The sequence below is a fragment of the Bacillus sp. FAU20 genome, assembly GCF_056033865.1.
Genome location: NZ_JBVYHY010000021.1, coordinates 564,516 through 579,201 on the forward strand (window position 1 = coordinate 564,516; position 14,686 = coordinate 579,201).

General features: G+C 32.3%; 14 protein-coding genes, 1 pseudogene and 1 riboswitch. All 15 genes and pseudogenes read right to left on the reverse strand.

Going from position 1 to position 14,686, the window contains the following annotated elements:
• Window positions 1-64 precede the first annotated feature (64 nt).
• Window positions 65-1,612 carry a glycoside hydrolase family protein gene (locus AC0OM3_RS16630; protein WP_000084977.1) on the reverse strand — a complete coding sequence of 516 codons (1,548 nt, stop codon included), beginning with the start codon at window positions 1,610-1,612 and terminating at the stop codon, window positions 65-67.
• A gap of 92 nt (window positions 1,613-1,704) precedes the next feature.
• Window positions 1,705-2,758 (reverse strand): annotated as a pseudogene (locus tag AC0OM3_RS16635) (glycosyltransferase family 4 protein).
• Entirely contained in the window at window positions 2,755-3,555 is an 801-nt protein-coding gene (locus tag AC0OM3_RS16640; RefSeq protein WP_000237678.1) for a glycosyltransferase family 2 protein, read from the reverse strand. The pseudogene AC0OM3_RS16635 and the gene AC0OM3_RS16640 overlap by 4 nt, the downstream one beginning before the upstream one ends.
• Entirely contained in the window at window positions 3,530-4,744 is a 1,215-nt protein-coding gene (locus AC0OM3_RS16645; RefSeq protein ID WP_474212448.1) for an O-antigen ligase family protein, read from the reverse strand. Before AC0OM3_RS16645 ends, AC0OM3_RS16640 begins: the two co-directional genes overlap by 26 nt.
• A 3-nt stretch (window positions 4,745-4,747) precedes the next feature.
• A complete protein-coding gene (locus AC0OM3_RS16650) occupies window positions 4,748-6,184 on the reverse strand; it encodes an oligosaccharide flippase family protein (protein WP_000533737.1) in 1,437 nt (478 codons plus the stop codon).
• 56 nt (window positions 6,185-6,240) lie between these two features.
• Window positions 6,241-6,879, reverse strand: a complete 639-nt coding sequence (locus AC0OM3_RS16655; protein ID WP_474212450.1) for a sugar transferase — start codon at window positions 6,877-6,879, stop codon at window positions 6,241-6,243.
• Window positions 6,880-6,897: 18 nt separating this feature from the next.
• Window positions 6,898-7,518 (reverse strand): CpsD/CapB family tyrosine-protein kinase, encoded by a 621-nt coding sequence (locus AC0OM3_RS16660; RefSeq protein ID WP_002163913.1) that lies wholly within the window; start codon window positions 7,516-7,518, stop codon window positions 6,898-6,900.
• Window positions 7,505-8,248: a YveK family protein gene (locus AC0OM3_RS16665; RefSeq protein WP_000807051.1), complete on the reverse strand. Its 744-nt coding sequence runs from the start codon at window positions 8,246-8,248 to the stop codon at window positions 7,505-7,507. The genes AC0OM3_RS16660 and AC0OM3_RS16665 overlap by 14 nt, the downstream gene beginning before the upstream one ends.
• Window positions 8,249-9,442 carry an acyltransferase family protein gene (locus tag AC0OM3_RS16670; protein ID WP_000833038.1) on the reverse strand — a complete coding sequence of 398 codons (1,194 nt, stop codon included), beginning with the start codon at window positions 9,440-9,442 and terminating at the stop codon, window positions 8,249-8,251.
• Window positions 9,443-9,770: 328 nt separating this feature from the next.
• Complete coding sequence (locus tag AC0OM3_RS16675) at window positions 9,771-9,911, reverse strand: FbpB family small basic protein (RefSeq protein ID WP_001228048.1); 141 nt, start codon at window positions 9,909-9,911, stop codon at window positions 9,771-9,773.
• 322 nt (window positions 9,912-10,233) lie between these two features.
• Entirely contained in the window at window positions 10,234-11,100 is an 867-nt protein-coding gene (locus AC0OM3_RS16680; RefSeq protein WP_000757070.1) for a 5'-3' exonuclease, read from the reverse strand.
• Between the two features lie 132 nt (window positions 11,101-11,232).
• On the reverse strand, window positions 11,233-11,958 hold the full coding sequence (locus AC0OM3_RS16685) for a P-type ATPase actuator domain-containing protein (protein WP_000964954.1): 726 nt from the start codon (window positions 11,956-11,958) through the stop codon (window positions 11,233-11,235).
• A 335-nt stretch (window positions 11,959-12,293) separates the two neighbouring features.
• Window positions 12,294-12,459: riboswitch (M-box (ykoK) riboswitch) on the reverse strand.
• A gap of 211 nt (window positions 12,460-12,670) precedes the next feature.
• On the reverse strand, window positions 12,671-13,057 hold the full coding sequence (locus AC0OM3_RS16690) for a DUF350 domain-containing protein (RefSeq protein ID WP_000606856.1): 387 nt from the start codon (window positions 13,055-13,057) through the stop codon (window positions 12,671-12,673).
• Complete coding sequence (locus AC0OM3_RS16695; protein WP_000084946.1) at window positions 13,050-14,288, reverse strand: glutathionylspermidine synthase family protein; 1,239 nt, start codon at window positions 14,286-14,288, stop codon at window positions 13,050-13,052. Before AC0OM3_RS16695 ends, AC0OM3_RS16690 begins: the two co-directional genes overlap by 8 nt.
• Window positions 14,289-14,291: 3 nt before the next feature.
• Window positions 14,292-14,603, reverse strand: coding sequence for a hypothetical protein (locus AC0OM3_RS16700; RefSeq protein WP_000169028.1), 312 nt, complete (start codon window positions 14,601-14,603; stop codon window positions 14,292-14,294).
• Window positions 14,604-14,686 lie beyond the last annotated feature (83 nt).

Sequence of the window (14,686 nt, forward strand, 5' to 3'; positions counted from 1 at the left end):
CTTTTTCATTACCTATATCCCACTACGTTGTAACTTGTCTAAGAATATACACTTAAACACCCTCTCAAGTTATTTTAGTCGTAATAAGTTGACCAGCTTCATTAATAGTAACTTTCCATTTCGCTCCACTAGCAGTCTTCATGATTATACCTTTACTTGCCTCTATTTCAATATCTCCAAACATTCTGCCACCAGTTGTCGCTAACCAAGCATTCCCGTTTTCCAGAGAAGATCTTGCAAAGATACGATTAATTCGAAAACGCTTATGATCTTGAGAATAACCACTTAATGTAATTCTTACTTTATATAGTTGATTCGCCTTCATATTCGATATAATTGTATCGCCTACATTTAATGGAACATCCGATGCGATAACCCAATTTCCAGTTGCGCTTAATGCATATTCAATTTTAATTTTTTTTGGACTCTCTCCCCATCCAAAATACATTCCGAAACAATTTAACATTTGTATTGGTTTTTTCGTAAAATCCAGTTCAATAACAACTGGATTACTATCTGGAACGTCAATATAGTTTACACTTTGTTCATCTATTAAATTAAAGCAATTTGCTAGATTTCCACCGTACGGTACTTTCCCACTTACTTGCTTAACAATATACTTTTGCTGAGCATTTACTAATATATCATCTTGATTGCCTATTAAGTGAGGTTTATTTAACGTAATCGGTAACTGAATTCGAAGAGATTCTTCATAGGTAGACTTACAAACATTATATTGCCCTTTATCTACAATAGTTGTCGAAAGCAGATTTGAAAAAAGGTAGTTACGATGAGAATTAGAAGAAAATTCAATGACAATTTGTTCACTACTCATCCGGTACGTATCCCAGATCATACAATCAAATGTATTATACGCACCTGAGCAACGAATTACTTTTTTCGTTTGTTGTCTACATTGTACTTGAATATCATGAAACGTATTTCCTGAACTTTCATTTGGTAAATCACTATTTCCATCTACTTCAATCCCATACACACATCCATCAATAAATATAGATTGAAATACATTGGCGTTAATCCAACAAGGTGTATTGATATCATTTATATATTCTGTCTTCAAATGTATTGCAGTTTGAAAGTTTTTAATTTGAATAAATTTAACTTGAAAGAAACTAATAAAATCCCATGCCTTTTGACAATAAAAATGTATAGCTTTTCCTTTATACGATGGGGTTGCATTTACTATATTTATATTTGATATAACAGATTGATTAGGTACTTCGATTTGTTGTGAACCAGAAACATAAATAACAACAGATTGAAACAATGGATTTATAACTTGAAGAGTACCACCAACTATCGAAGCGTTACTTTGTAGCTCAAATGCATTAAAATCTCCATCAATTTGCAGCGTTACGGTAGGATCTAACTCTAATCTTACGTTTGATTTAATAACAATCGGCTTTACAATTTTGTACGTATTTACCCCGGTAATTCTAACCGTCGAAATTCGATTCGCTACACAATAATCAATAGCTTGCTGAATTGCTAATGAGCTATCATTTCCCGAGTTTGGAACTGCGCCAAAACAATTAATGTGAACGCTACTTTCTGGCACACAATCTTCTTGGGAAGAAATATATTGTGACAAAATAAATTCACTCCTCATATTACCTTTTTCATATAATATGTGAGTTGTCTCTTAAAAGTTTCTATAATAAAAAAAACAAACGACCTACCCGGTCATTTGTTTAATTCATATATATTTTTCGTTTCCTCTATCATTTTAGTTAACGAGAAATACATCATTGCTTTCTCTCGTGCTTTTAGTCTAATAGCAATTACCTTTTCTTCATTCCCTTGTAGTTCCTCAAGCGCACTTGCGAATTCATATTCGCAATATTCAGATATCAAAACACCTGATTCTCCATCTATTACTGCTTCATGTATTCCACCAACATCTATTGAAACTATTGGTGTCCCTGTAGCCATTGCTTCAATTACTACCATTGGAAACACTTCACGAAAAGATAATAAAAGTAAGGCATCCATATTCCCTATAAACTCATGCGGCTCAGAAATATTTCCTAGCATCTTTACACTCTGTTGCAATCCATATTTTTCTATTTCTTTCATAATCGGTTCTTTCTCTGGTCCATCACCTGCAATATAAAACATAAAATCATTTCTCTTTTTCAACACATTTGCAATTTTGACAAATAGTAGATGGTTTTTCTCTTTGGATAATCTAGCTAATATCCCTATTTTATATGTAGATTCTTTCTTTTTCTGCTGGAATAAAAACTTTTCAATATCGACACCGTTATAAATTGTATTTATTTTTTCTTCTGCTACATGAATTGAAATTAAATTATTCTTTTCAAACTCACTTACTGTAATAATATTGTTTACATATTTATTCATGAAATAACGAAAAAGCGTTGGCATTTTCTTTTCTAATATCGTTACATTATGTTTCGTATAAACAATTTTCATCTTTTTTTTTAATAAACTTTTGAAGTAGCAAAGCATATAATACCATTCGCAAACTATTTGCATGAATAAGTTCTATCTTTCGTTTACAAATTTCGTTTCGTAAATAATAAATATTCCTCAAATGATTCCATCGACTAAGTAAGATGAAATTTTCTTTTCTAGTAAGAGATTCATATAGTTCTCCATCACCTGCAGCTGTATAAATCTTAAAATCCTCATAACGCAAATTACTTTCCAATTTACAGAAATAGCTCTCGGCTCCGCCAGTTATCAATTTATCTGTCATCAACAGTATATTCATAATTGCGTCTTCCCAACTACATTGATTTTATTTTTTTTATAAGCATGATAAGCATACTTGCTGAAATAGTAAAAAATTTGTACCGAATTCAGTCTTTCTTGTTCCCTTAACAATTTCCAATACCGGAAAGCTGCTCTAATTTTATTTCTAGAAACAGAATTTGTAACAATTCTATATTTTGCTAACACTTGCTGTATCCCTTTTGCTTCATACCCTTTATGTAATAAGTTCAGCCATAACGCTGTATCTTCCGGCTGTATACTAGGCATTTCTACATACGGAATTTTTTCACGATCAATCATCACTGTTAAACACCCGATAATTGTATTTCCTACTAAATAATGATAGTCAACAGATTTTGGTACACTCACTTCGCAATTTAGTTCATTACCATTTTCATCAATTAAACTATACGACGCATATGAAAAAGCAATATTCATTTCTTCCATAAATAACAATTGTGTCTTCAATTTATGCGGCAACCATATATCATCACTATCTAAAAAGGCAATATACCTTCCTCTTGCCTCTTGGATCGCTAAATTCCGAGCTTTAGCAGCACCAACATTTTCTTTTAATGATAATAATCTAATTCGTGAGTCTCCTTCTATTATCTCTTTAATTTTTTCCGCAGATTGGTCGGTTGAACCGTCATCAACGATAATCATTTCCCAGTTTTCATACGATTGATTCTGTACAGATAAAATTGTCTCACCTATAAATCGTATACTATTATAAGAAGGTGTTATTACAGAAACATAAGGCGGCTCGTTATGTGCTGATAGACATTTTACCATCTATCTTTCCCCTTCCTTCATATATTGAAATATACTTCACAACAACTGCTAAAAATAAAAAGAACGCTTCGTTAATAATGAGTGACAATGACATCATCTGAAATAAAAATGCAATCATAGTCAATAGAAGGTATGGTTTTTCACGAAACAAAGTATGCTGCGCTAGCTTGAATATTAATATGAATAAAAACGCGCTATATAGAAGAAAACCAATTGTACCCGATTCAGACAAAATTTCTAAAAATGTATTGTGTACATACAATTTTTCATTAAATTGATACTCATAATAATTCGAAAAGTTAAAAGCACCGATTCCGATATATGGATTGGATAAATAATATTTAAAAGCAGCTTCCCATAATGTAAATCTACCACTTCCATTATCATGGGAAAAATCAGAGATTCGTTTATTTAATATGTCATCTAATTGCCCCCCCATTACACTATTCGATAAACTAAAAATAACTACACTAAACAATACTAAACTCATAATTATTTTTATTTTTTTAGCGAAACTAGACATACATATATATACAAAAACGACAAGCACAAGCGCTAATATACCACCCCTTGAAAAGGTTAATAGACTCGTCGTAACACATAAAATTAACCCTAGGATGTTAGTGATATTTTGTAAATTAGTCATATAGTACATAAAAAATATTGTATTATAGAAAATAAAAATGTTAGGATCATCTAGCAATCCAATTAACCGTGGATATCCTCTATCAACTAATAAACCAGCAAAAATTTCTCTCTCTTCTCCACCGTATAAACTAAAGTATTGTAAACCGATTATATAGAGTATTAGACTTACAATATTAAATACTACTCCTACATAAGCAATAGATGATTCAAGTACCACTATTTCAGTATTCCCCAATAAATTCCTCATTATAAAATAGCATCCTAAAACGAGTAGCACGCCAAAAATCATACGAATACTAGCATTTAAATACATAGAAAAAATTCCACTTAAACAATAAATGAAATAAAACAGTAAAAATATAACTTCATGAAAATATAACTTTTGAATATGAAAGTTTTTAATTGTTAAACAAAAATATATGACTAAAAAAATCATATATATTTTCAATGAAAATCCAATATATAAATTGTATTTACTTAACATAACAAATAATATTAGAAGAATAATCCATCCCATCGATACTTTCATACTATTTTCCATAAGCTATATCCCCTGTTTCGTAATATAATCCTTTTTGCGTATTTTTCTTATAAAAGAAAGAAGAAGTTTTTTTAGCTCATAATCATATAAGAATATGGCAGCTACTACAATTAGTATATTAAGAACAAGCGCAATTAAATGATATGTATGCAATATATATTGCACTCCAATAAAGGTTACACCAAAATAAATTGTATACGGCATTACAATTTGGAATACAATTTTTTTCTTCACTACACTTACCGCTATATATCCCACTAAAGCGACAATTTCAAATAAAACCATAGCGTATGCCGCTCCTATCACTCCACCAAGACTACTAAAGCTATAAAGCATAACCCCACCTATCACCAATGCTACACACTGCACAACAGTTCTCTTATTTTGGCATCCACTCGTCGTTAAACCGTCAGCAATGGCAATATTTAAACTTTGTAGCACAATAAGAAATGATAATATTTGGAGTGGTTCTACTGCATTGCTCCATTCTTCATGAAAAAATATAGAAATAAAGTATGGTGCTAAATGATATAAACCAATCGTCATACATATTCCTACAATCGCCATTGATTTAATTTGAAGCAAATTTAATTTCGTATGCGCTTCTAAATTATTCTGGTTATAATGCTTAAAGAGCACTGGGAAAAATGCACCTGCAATTACCCCTGGTACTTGATATAAAGCTGCCGGCATCCGGTACGCCACTGCAAAAACACCTACCATACTTAATGGCAATGTATAGTTAAGCAAGATAGGCGCTAATTGTGGCGTACTCATTATTAAAAAACCGCTAATAATAAAGGGAGTTAATTGCCAAAATAACGCTTTATGAATTACGACTTTCATATTCATTTTCGTCTTTCTTCTCATGATATATATACTGAATACACCACCGATCATATACCCAAAAGCATATAAGCGAGCTGTTACATACACCGGTAACTCTCCGAAAATACAAAAACATGTAATTATAATGACAACTGATGCTGATACAACTTTTATGAGCGCTATATACTTCATTCGTTCCGTCAGTTGAAAATAGGCAACCCCTATGTTTTGCCAAGTTAATCCTATTAACATGAAAAACATTACGTTTATCATCATATAAATTAAATTTTTATCCGCATACATATAATGAATAGCAATATAACCGATGATAGAAATAAAAATAAGTAGAATCATCCTTATTTTTATATACGATGATAAAATCTGCTCTAAATCTGCTCCATCCTTTGCCCCTTCTCGAAGAAACGTATTACTAAGTCCTAAGTCTGTAAAAAATAACATAACAAACGTCACTGCTATGGCAACACTAAACATCCCATAATGTTGTGTGTTAAAAAAGTTTGCTAAAACAATTAAACTGACGGCCTGAAGAAGGTTAGCTAAAATCGTACTATAAAATAGATGGATAATATTGTTTAGAATAGATCTACCCATACCAGTTCTCCTTTGCAAGTAACCTACTTACATATGTTGTTTGTTTACATATATATTTATCTTGCACCATTACCATTCAATACAATTAAAACGGTTTTACATAAAATACGGATGTCCATCCGAAATGTTTTCATTTCAATATACTCCATATCCAGCCTCAACTTTTCCTTTGGATCAAGATTATACCCTCCATTTATTTGTGCCCATCCTGTTAATCCTGGTTTTACTATTAAACGTTCCTTAAACTCTGGAATATACGCATCAAACTCATTATAAAAAAACTCTCTCTCTGGTCTAGGGCCTACAAAAGACATATCTCCTCTTAAAATATTTAAAAGTTGCGGTAATTCATCAATTCTCGTTTTTCTTATAAACAATCCAACTTTTGTAATTCTTTGATCATGTTCTTTTGCCCATTGTGGTCCGTTCATTTCAGCACCCTTTACCATCGACCTTAATTTAAATACATTAAACTTCTTCCCGTTTATACCTAAACGTTCTTGAAAGTAAAATGGAGCACCTGATGTTTCTAAAGTAATCATAATACAAAAGAACAACATAATTGGTATTGTTAATAGTAACAATATGATTGAAAATATAATATCAAACAAGCGTTTTACACTTCGATTCAATATACTAGGCTTTTCTTGAGCCGGAATCGTATACAACTTGGCTTGATTTGTTTCACGAATCATGGATCGTTACCCCCACATTCAAGAATATAAAATTATACCTATTAATTCACATTCTTTCCTCTTTATATCCGCTATTACTTTTTGCACTGTACGTAGTGAATCTTTTCGCTTTTTAACTGCTAAGACCACTCCATCGCATTTCCCTGCAATAATGTGCGTAGCAGGAAGATCAAATACTTCAGAAGAATAAAAGAAAATGTAATCAAAATCTTCTTTCCACTTAGCAATCGCATTATCAAATTCATCCATAGCAACTAAGGGGGTCCCTGTGTGTACTGTTTTTTTTGCAGGAATACAATATAAGTATTTAGACAAATTACTAGAAAAAGATTCATAATTGCAGGGGGAAGAGCTTATTATATCGTTTACTGTTATCATGTGATCACTTTGTAATAATACATGTAATTTAGGATCAGAAAAATTCACATCAATAAGTAACACCTTTTTCTTCATTTCCGCAAACACTAGACCCATATTTACTATAAGCGAGGCAACAACCCCTCTGTCCTTCGTTGAACTAACTGTGAACAGTTGTTTTCCAGATTTTTTTAGCTCGTGATACACCGTATAAAACTGTTCTTTCATCAGATCATCATGCAGATCGAATGGCAGCTGTTTCTTTGTCCTAAACATCAACATGTTCACCTCGATATATAGATGATTGTTTATCAACCTCTGTAGGTTTCTTTTTTCTATTCGGTTTCATATTTATGTGACCAATAACAGAGACTGTTGTTATTTTCTCTAAATCTTGTTCCGTGTATATACGTTCATCAAAATAATCTCGAAATACAGCTAAACCTACCCCAACAAAAAAACTAACAATTAAAGAAATAGGAATGATTAGTTGAAATTTTGGAAACAATTTTTCAGCCTGTTCCTGTAACTCAGGATCCGTCAACACTTTCACACCTTGTACATTTGTGTACTGTTGAAAACTTTGTTGTGATTGCTCTGCCAATGTCTTTACAATGTCTTTCACGACTTTCGGATTGGAATCTTTTACTGTAACAGTTACAATTTGTGAGTTATCCGTATTCACAACCGAGATTTTTTGTGCTAATTCATGACTTGATTGCTCTAATTTCAAAGTTTTTTTGACTGTTGAAATAATTAATGGGCTTTTTAAAATATCAACATACGATGTTACTAGTTGCTTATTTTCTTGTGTTTTATTTGTTGAATTTTCCTTATTAAACTCATCTAAATTCCCAACAAGAATTTGCGTTGAATATTGATATGACGGCTTTAGAACATACATTGAGATAAGAACTAAAGAAGCGGTTAAACAACACATCGTCAAAATAATCGTTACGAATCTTCTTTTCAATAATTGTTGAAAATCTTTTATACTCATTTCTTGCTTCAATTATTTCACCGCCCTTTTCTGAATAACATCCTGCAAGTCACTCTTTACAGATAACTCTCTCTTCTTTCTGTCCACTTGTTTTGTTACATAGTTTCCGACTCTGAATGCAAACTTTTCTACATATACATACGAAAGTATTGCAAGTATAAACGAAAAAACAAGTGAAAAAATTAAAATAATAGGCAATGGTAATATTTCATGGAGCATGTATATAAGGGAGAACAACGATATAATATGGTATAAATAAAGACTGTAAGAAATCTTCCCCAAATATAACAAGTATTTATTACGTAGCAAGGACGACAAAGTTGATATTGACAAACTTAATATGACAAATAGACTTGCACTTATCGCCACTACGTAGTCTCGAAATATAAAATTATTGAGCACTTTAATTTCTCCAATAAGTCCTTCATACATAAAAAGTAAAATCGCAAATAAAAACCATGCAATTTTCGTGTTTTTAGTACAATTACTATAAAAAACTATTAAATTGTTTTTATACTTCGCAACTAGTGCTCCTAGTAAAAACAGCACCGTGTAATGCACTGTTAATGCATAGCTTGTCAATGTTAAGCCCGAACGAAACAAAAATAATATTACAACAGAACATATACTTAAACTAAACAATAATAGTAATGAACACCTCAACGTTTTTCGTAAACAAATCATCAAAATTAACGGAAAAATTATTGATATTCGCATTTCATGGACAAGTGACCAAATCACACCGTTATATGCATCTGTATTGTATTTCCCAACCAATAAAATATGTTGCGCTATTAAGCTTGAAGAGCTTTCAATCGTCCATGAGCGATTAAACCATTCACTTAAATAAGAAATACCATATTCACTAATTGTAGCCTGGCATATAATAGCTATAATTAGTGCTACAATATAGGGAATATATATTCTGCATATACGTTTTAAAAGGTATGCCCCATAACTACTATAGTTTTTTTGAATAGATTCGTACAAAACAAATCCGCTCAAAACAAAAAAGATAATAACAGATTCGTTACCACTACTAAAAATAAGACGAGCAGGCGTTTCTTTTAATAGGTACACAACAAATGGTTTATTATCTCCATAACTGTAATTTTGAAATGCTAAAAAAATCATTAAATGATGACCGATCATTACTATTAATGAAGAAATCCCTCTTATAGAATCCAATTCCTCGTATCTCTTCATCTTTTTACATCAACTCCTAATGAAATGATAATAATCATTTCAAAGCGACATCTTTATTCATATTCCTCTCCTTTCTTTTCATTCCAATTTTTCATATTAAAATGATTTTATAGTATAAATTTGAGTGTATTGTAACATTTTTTGTAATATTATGAATAGCGAATCCTAAAAATTGGTATATACCAATTTCAACCTCGAAAAATGAGTAATATTGATAGAAAAACACTATAAAAATATCTTGCATATTTACAAAATTAAAGAGCTGAATAGCGTTTTTTCAATATAAAATAAAAAAGATAGCCTACATAGGCTATCTTTTTTATTTTATTTAATTACTGGCACCACTATATGCTACATGTCGTTTCTCAATTCTCTCTTCAATTTCTTTCATATTTTCTTTATTATTTAATAGTGATTGTTTATTTTCAATTAATAATTGTTTAAAAGATTTTCTCACTTTTTTTCTCATTTTCATTGTCCTCCTTGGGGGATGGTTTATATAAAAGATAAAGAATTATCTGTGTGTTCTTATAATAATTGATTGTTGTGAATTCTATTTGAACTTCATATGAAAATTCTATTTATTTTCTGACAACTTTGTGAACACGCAAAAAGAGACTATCTAAAACTATATTGAAATTAATTTACTTCATTATATTTTGTCGAAACATTTATATATTTAAAATTGAGTTCGACATAATTTTATTTACTATAATACTGTTTACAAAAACAAAAAGAAGGTGTTACCAAGTCAAAGTTCGACTTATGCAACATCCCTCTTTCCAAGCTATTTATAGCATATTTATTAATATTTCAGGTCTTCCCCAATTCATTTCTTCACAAACAAATCTAATTTTTTCTGCATCCATTGTGTGTAATCCTTCTTCTAGTGAACATGAAATTGGAACTTCACAGTGAATTTGGGCTAATTGTAACGAAATATTTAAGTTCTCTAAATCACTTTCAATCTTCGTACGCTGCGCTTTTGTTAATGATTCTACATTTTCTAGTACAGCGGATACTGTTCCGTGCTCTTGAATAAGCTTATACGCTGTTTTTTCACCGATACCTTTTACACCTGGATAATTATCACTTGTATCTCCCATGAAAGCTTTTGCATGGACGATTTGCCACGGCTCTACACCTTTTTCTTCCATGATTTTCTCCGGTGTGTAATATTCGTAATTTCCAATTCCTTTACGCAGAAGCATAACTGTAACGTTCTTATCAACAAGTTGAAGTAAATCTGTATCACCTGTTAAAATATAAACTTCAGCTTCATTGCAGTATTGTTTTGCAAGCGTACCGATACAATCATCCGCTTCGTAGCCTTTCATACCGATAACTGGAATGGATAATTTCGCAGTCATTTCTTGCACTAAATCGAATTGAGGAATTAATTCTTCTGGTGGCGCTGCACGATTTGCTTTATAATTCGAGAACGATTCTGTTCTAAATGTCGTACTTCCCATATCCCAGCATGTAACGATATGTGTTGGTTCGATCGCTTGCGTAGCTGTTAATAAGTGTTTCATATAACCATGAATTCCGTTGGTAGGGGTTCCATCTTGTCGTTTCATAAATTGTCCGTAGACACTTGTTGCGTAAAAAGCACGAAATAATAGTGCCATACCATCAACTAATAATACTTTTTTCATAATTCCTCTCCTATTAAAAAAATAATAACCTTACGTTATCACGTAAGGTTATATAAATAGATTACCATTCTACGTTTTTGCTCAACTTTGTCTATTATACATTGTTTTTGTATATTTAGCATCATTAACACATTAAGACGTTCTACTACAACAAGTATGCAATATGCCTGAATACGTATTTTTCCCAGTAGAAACAACGACAGCTTTTGCATTTCCACTAACGATATACGAACCTTTAAAACATACATTTTCAAGCTCAAGTGGATTATAATCTTTCATCCGTTTTAATGGAATAAATCGTTTACGTTCAAGGTGATAGCAGCTCTCAAACTTCTCTATATTCGCTTCGTTTCCCGTTAACACAGACTCATTCACTAATAAGTCATCTGCATAAATAATACGTACATCAGCTGGCACAGCATCTCCAGCCGAAAGAAAAATCATATCTCCAGGTACAAGTTCTCGCACTGGTATCTCCATCATTTTCAGTTCACTATTTAGCCCTGTACTACTAGAACATTCTACTCTAGATACAGTAATCGTTTCACGTTGTAATTCATCACACACACGTTGTTTTGAAAAACCTGGAATCATGCCACCAAGCTTCATCATGACTTCTGTAAGAAGTGCTCTTTTGGAAGTTAGTTCATTTCGGCCATATACTTGAATACGTTTTTGTGCCTCTTTCATTGATAGTCCGTCTCTTGTTGTTTTAAAATATGCAAATACAGATTTGACATCTCTTGTTGCAATTTCAATTAATAAATCTTTATTTTTTTGGAGCATTGTTTGTTCTTTTATTGATTTTTTACTTAGTTTATATGACGTGTTACCCACAGTTTTGTTTGCATATAACATATTATCGTCTCCTCCTTTACAACATAGGAAGAAACGCTTTGTTTCTCAATTTATCCACTTTACTGTGAAAGTGTCTCGCGCTTTATAAACGCTACATCGTGATAAATATAGAGGGAGGAACAAATCGTTTCCTGCCTACATCATATATTTTTGATTTGAAGTATATGGGTAACGGAACCGAGTCAGAATTTGACATGCTCCTCACCTCCTCGTTTAATTTTATAGTTTATACTATGAAATTACTCATAGCTTGGTAACAAAAAAGACCCCTACCCTTAAGAGAGTAGCGGCCATTACATACACAAATAAACGATTTCTAATATGATTAGAAATCTACGGACCTCTCCCTCACCGAGTTTTAGCACTGTATAGCATAGGTACATTACCAGCTACGTTAAGAAAAACCTTAATTCGATCATTCCTGTTGACCCATTGGCGTCTCTCGACATTTTTGGGCAGTAGCATTTCTCTATACAGGAGCCTCACCTAACAGAGACTTATTTTCATTACATTGAAAATGTTACTCTTATTTAAAATAGATGTCAACCGTAGCCTACAATTTTTTCAAAAGGTATGGCAAACTAACATATATAAAGTGAAACTTTAATCAGTGGGGGGGTGTTTATCCCCACTGTTTATTAGCCCTCACCAAGCGGGCTGTCCTGTAAATAGCGGGATAAAATAAAAAACTTTACGTTTAAACGTAAAGTTTTTAATAAGTTATACAACCAGCAATTACAATCCCAATTGAAAGCGATAAAAACATAAGAAAAAGACCGACTGCTTGATTATCTTCTTCGAGACTTTTGTTTATATTAAAGCGTGGTGTAAGCCACTCAGCTAAATAAAAGACAATAATTTGAGCCAAAATCCCAATTGCCCCCCACGAAATCATATCAAGAAGTGAAATTGAATTAGCTGCTGTCGAATATAAAACAATAGCTAACCCAAGTAATCGTCCTCCAAGCACATAGCTTACCGCCTTATTCCCTTGAGCCATTAACTTAAATTCCTTAACTTTCGTTGTCACTTCCATCAAGAACAGACCAATACATAAAAGTCCGAGTGTTACTGCTAAATATAATAAAAAATTAATCATTTTTCCTCCTCCTTTTTATACCTACCGGTAAATAGTACGATTCATTTCCTGTAATCTTTTCTCCCGCGCGAATACCGATACTACTCGCTTTTCCAGCAATTAAAAAAGAACCAAACACATACGACAGTTTCTCCATCCCTTTTTCTGTTTCCAAGAATACGACTGGAAGTTCTGTATACTTTTGAAATATTGGCAGTGACGTTTTATATGTTTGATGTGCATTTTGAAGCATAATATTTTCATCCTTATCGCGAATCGTAATTGTATCTCCTTCTCTACCAAATGAAGGTTTTTGAACGAAAGAACCTTTTCCTAAAAATAAATCTGGTTCTAAATATGTAGGTAACATATATTCTTTAATCCACTGTTGTTCCTCGTTTGTATAAAAGGCCTCTTCTTCTGCTAACCCCCAAATAAGACACTGAATTGATTTTGGCTGAAGTAAAAATGCTGACAAAGGATTTATTATAAAAAGCTTTCCGGCTTTTACAAGTTGCAGCAGTTCCACCCCTACCAAATCTCCTGTTTCAGAATCTTGATCCTCAATTAAATCTTCTATCGGATATGTTTGGCGATATAAAACGTCAATCTTCGCCCCATCTTTATCGATTAGAGCATCTTTTGTAATTCTAAGTTCTGACATTGGCACTACTTTATTTTCAACATGGCATAACTGACTCAAATACATAGTCGTATTCCAATCCTCAATATGTTCATGATGTGCTGTAAAAACAACATTTGGATTGTCTAATCCCTTTGTCGCTTCCATTACAGCTTTCGTAACACCAGAAGATAGTAATCGTTCTTGATCCGAGTTTGGATCATCATAACCTAGATTTTCACATACTTTCCCATTCATTTGAAAACATTCCACAATAAAAGTTGGTGTATCACTATTAAACTCAAGCATTTTGATTTGGTTATCCTCTGTTACAGCAAAATCAAATCGCGAAATTACAGATTCAGGATAAAGCCCTTTCATTCTAATGAAAGATAAGCTCACAGGAGGAAAACCAAGCTCAAGAAGCTGTTCGTCACTTAAATTACGCAAAAGTCTAGCAGTCTTAAAAAATATTTTTCCCATTCGTTCAGTCGCCAATCGTAATTGTTCCAAAGTCTGATTTGTTATAGAAAAAACATGAAACAAACTATACTCACATTCATATAAATCCGACCAAAAATTTGGATATTTCAAATAAAACTCTTTTCGATCCCTTATGTATTGCGACATATTTTAGCCCCCAAATCCTCCCTTTGAACCGCTTCCAATTCCACCTTTAAATTCAGCAGACGATTGATACGATTTAAACGCCGATGAATTTTTAAAAGAGGATTTATTTTGATAGTATCGCCCACCATAGAAATAATGCCCACGATAACCTGAACTACTATCATCACACTGCCATACCCCAAGTTCATCATCCCAATCCCAATCAGAACAACTATTATCATTCGGTTTTGGGGGAAGATCTTGTGCGCAACCAAATAAAGTGCCAGTCATTAAAGACGTTACGACACCACCTACTAGCCATTTCGTTTTTGTCACTTTCGCACTCCCCTTTTTAATTTCTATTCCTATTATATAGGATAGCATGATAAAGTAGAAGAAAAAGGAAGAAGAGGGATAAA

Bases quoted from the DNA above. Each gene is read 5' to 3' on its own strand.
- AC0OM3_RS16690 (WP_000606856.1), bottom strand. From the start codon at position 13,057: ATGATTAATTTTTTATTATATTTAGCAGTAACACTCGGACTTTTATGT.
- AC0OM3_RS16675 (WP_001228048.1), bottom strand. From the start codon at position 9,911: ATGAGAAAAAAAGTGAGAAAATCTTTTAAACAATTATTAATTGAAAAT.
- AC0OM3_RS16640 (WP_000237678.1), bottom strand. From the start codon at position 3,555: ATGGTAAAATGTCTATCAGCACATAACGAGCCGCCTTATGTTTCTGTA.
- AC0OM3_RS16650 (WP_000533737.1), bottom strand. From the start codon at position 6,184: ATGGGTAGATCTATTCTAAACAATATTATCCATCTATTTTATAGTACG.
- AC0OM3_RS16680 (WP_000757070.1), bottom strand. From the start codon at position 11,100: ATGAAAAAAGTATTATTAGTTGATGGTATGGCACTATTATTTCGTGCT.
- AC0OM3_RS16645 (WP_474212448.1), bottom strand. From the start codon at position 4,744: ATGGAAAATAGTATGAAAGTATCGATGGGATGGATTATTCTTCTAATA.
- AC0OM3_RS16670 (WP_000833038.1), bottom strand. From the start codon at position 9,442: ATGAAGAGATACGAGGAATTGGATTCTATAAGAGGGATTTCTTCATTA.
- AC0OM3_RS16660 (WP_002163913.1), bottom strand. From the start codon at position 7,518: ATGTTGATGTTTAGGACAAAGAAACAGCTGCCATTCGATCTGCATGAT.
- AC0OM3_RS16685 (WP_000964954.1), bottom strand. From the start codon at position 11,958: ATGTTATATGCAAACAAAACTGTGGGTAACACGTCATATAAACTAAGT.
- AC0OM3_RS16695 (WP_000084946.1), bottom strand. From the start codon at position 14,288: ATGTCGCAATACATAAGGGATCGAAAAGAGTTTTATTTGAAATATCCA.
- AC0OM3_RS16655 (WP_474212450.1), bottom strand. From the start codon at position 6,879: ATGATTCGTGAAACAAATCAAGCCAAGTTGTATACGATTCCGGCTCAA.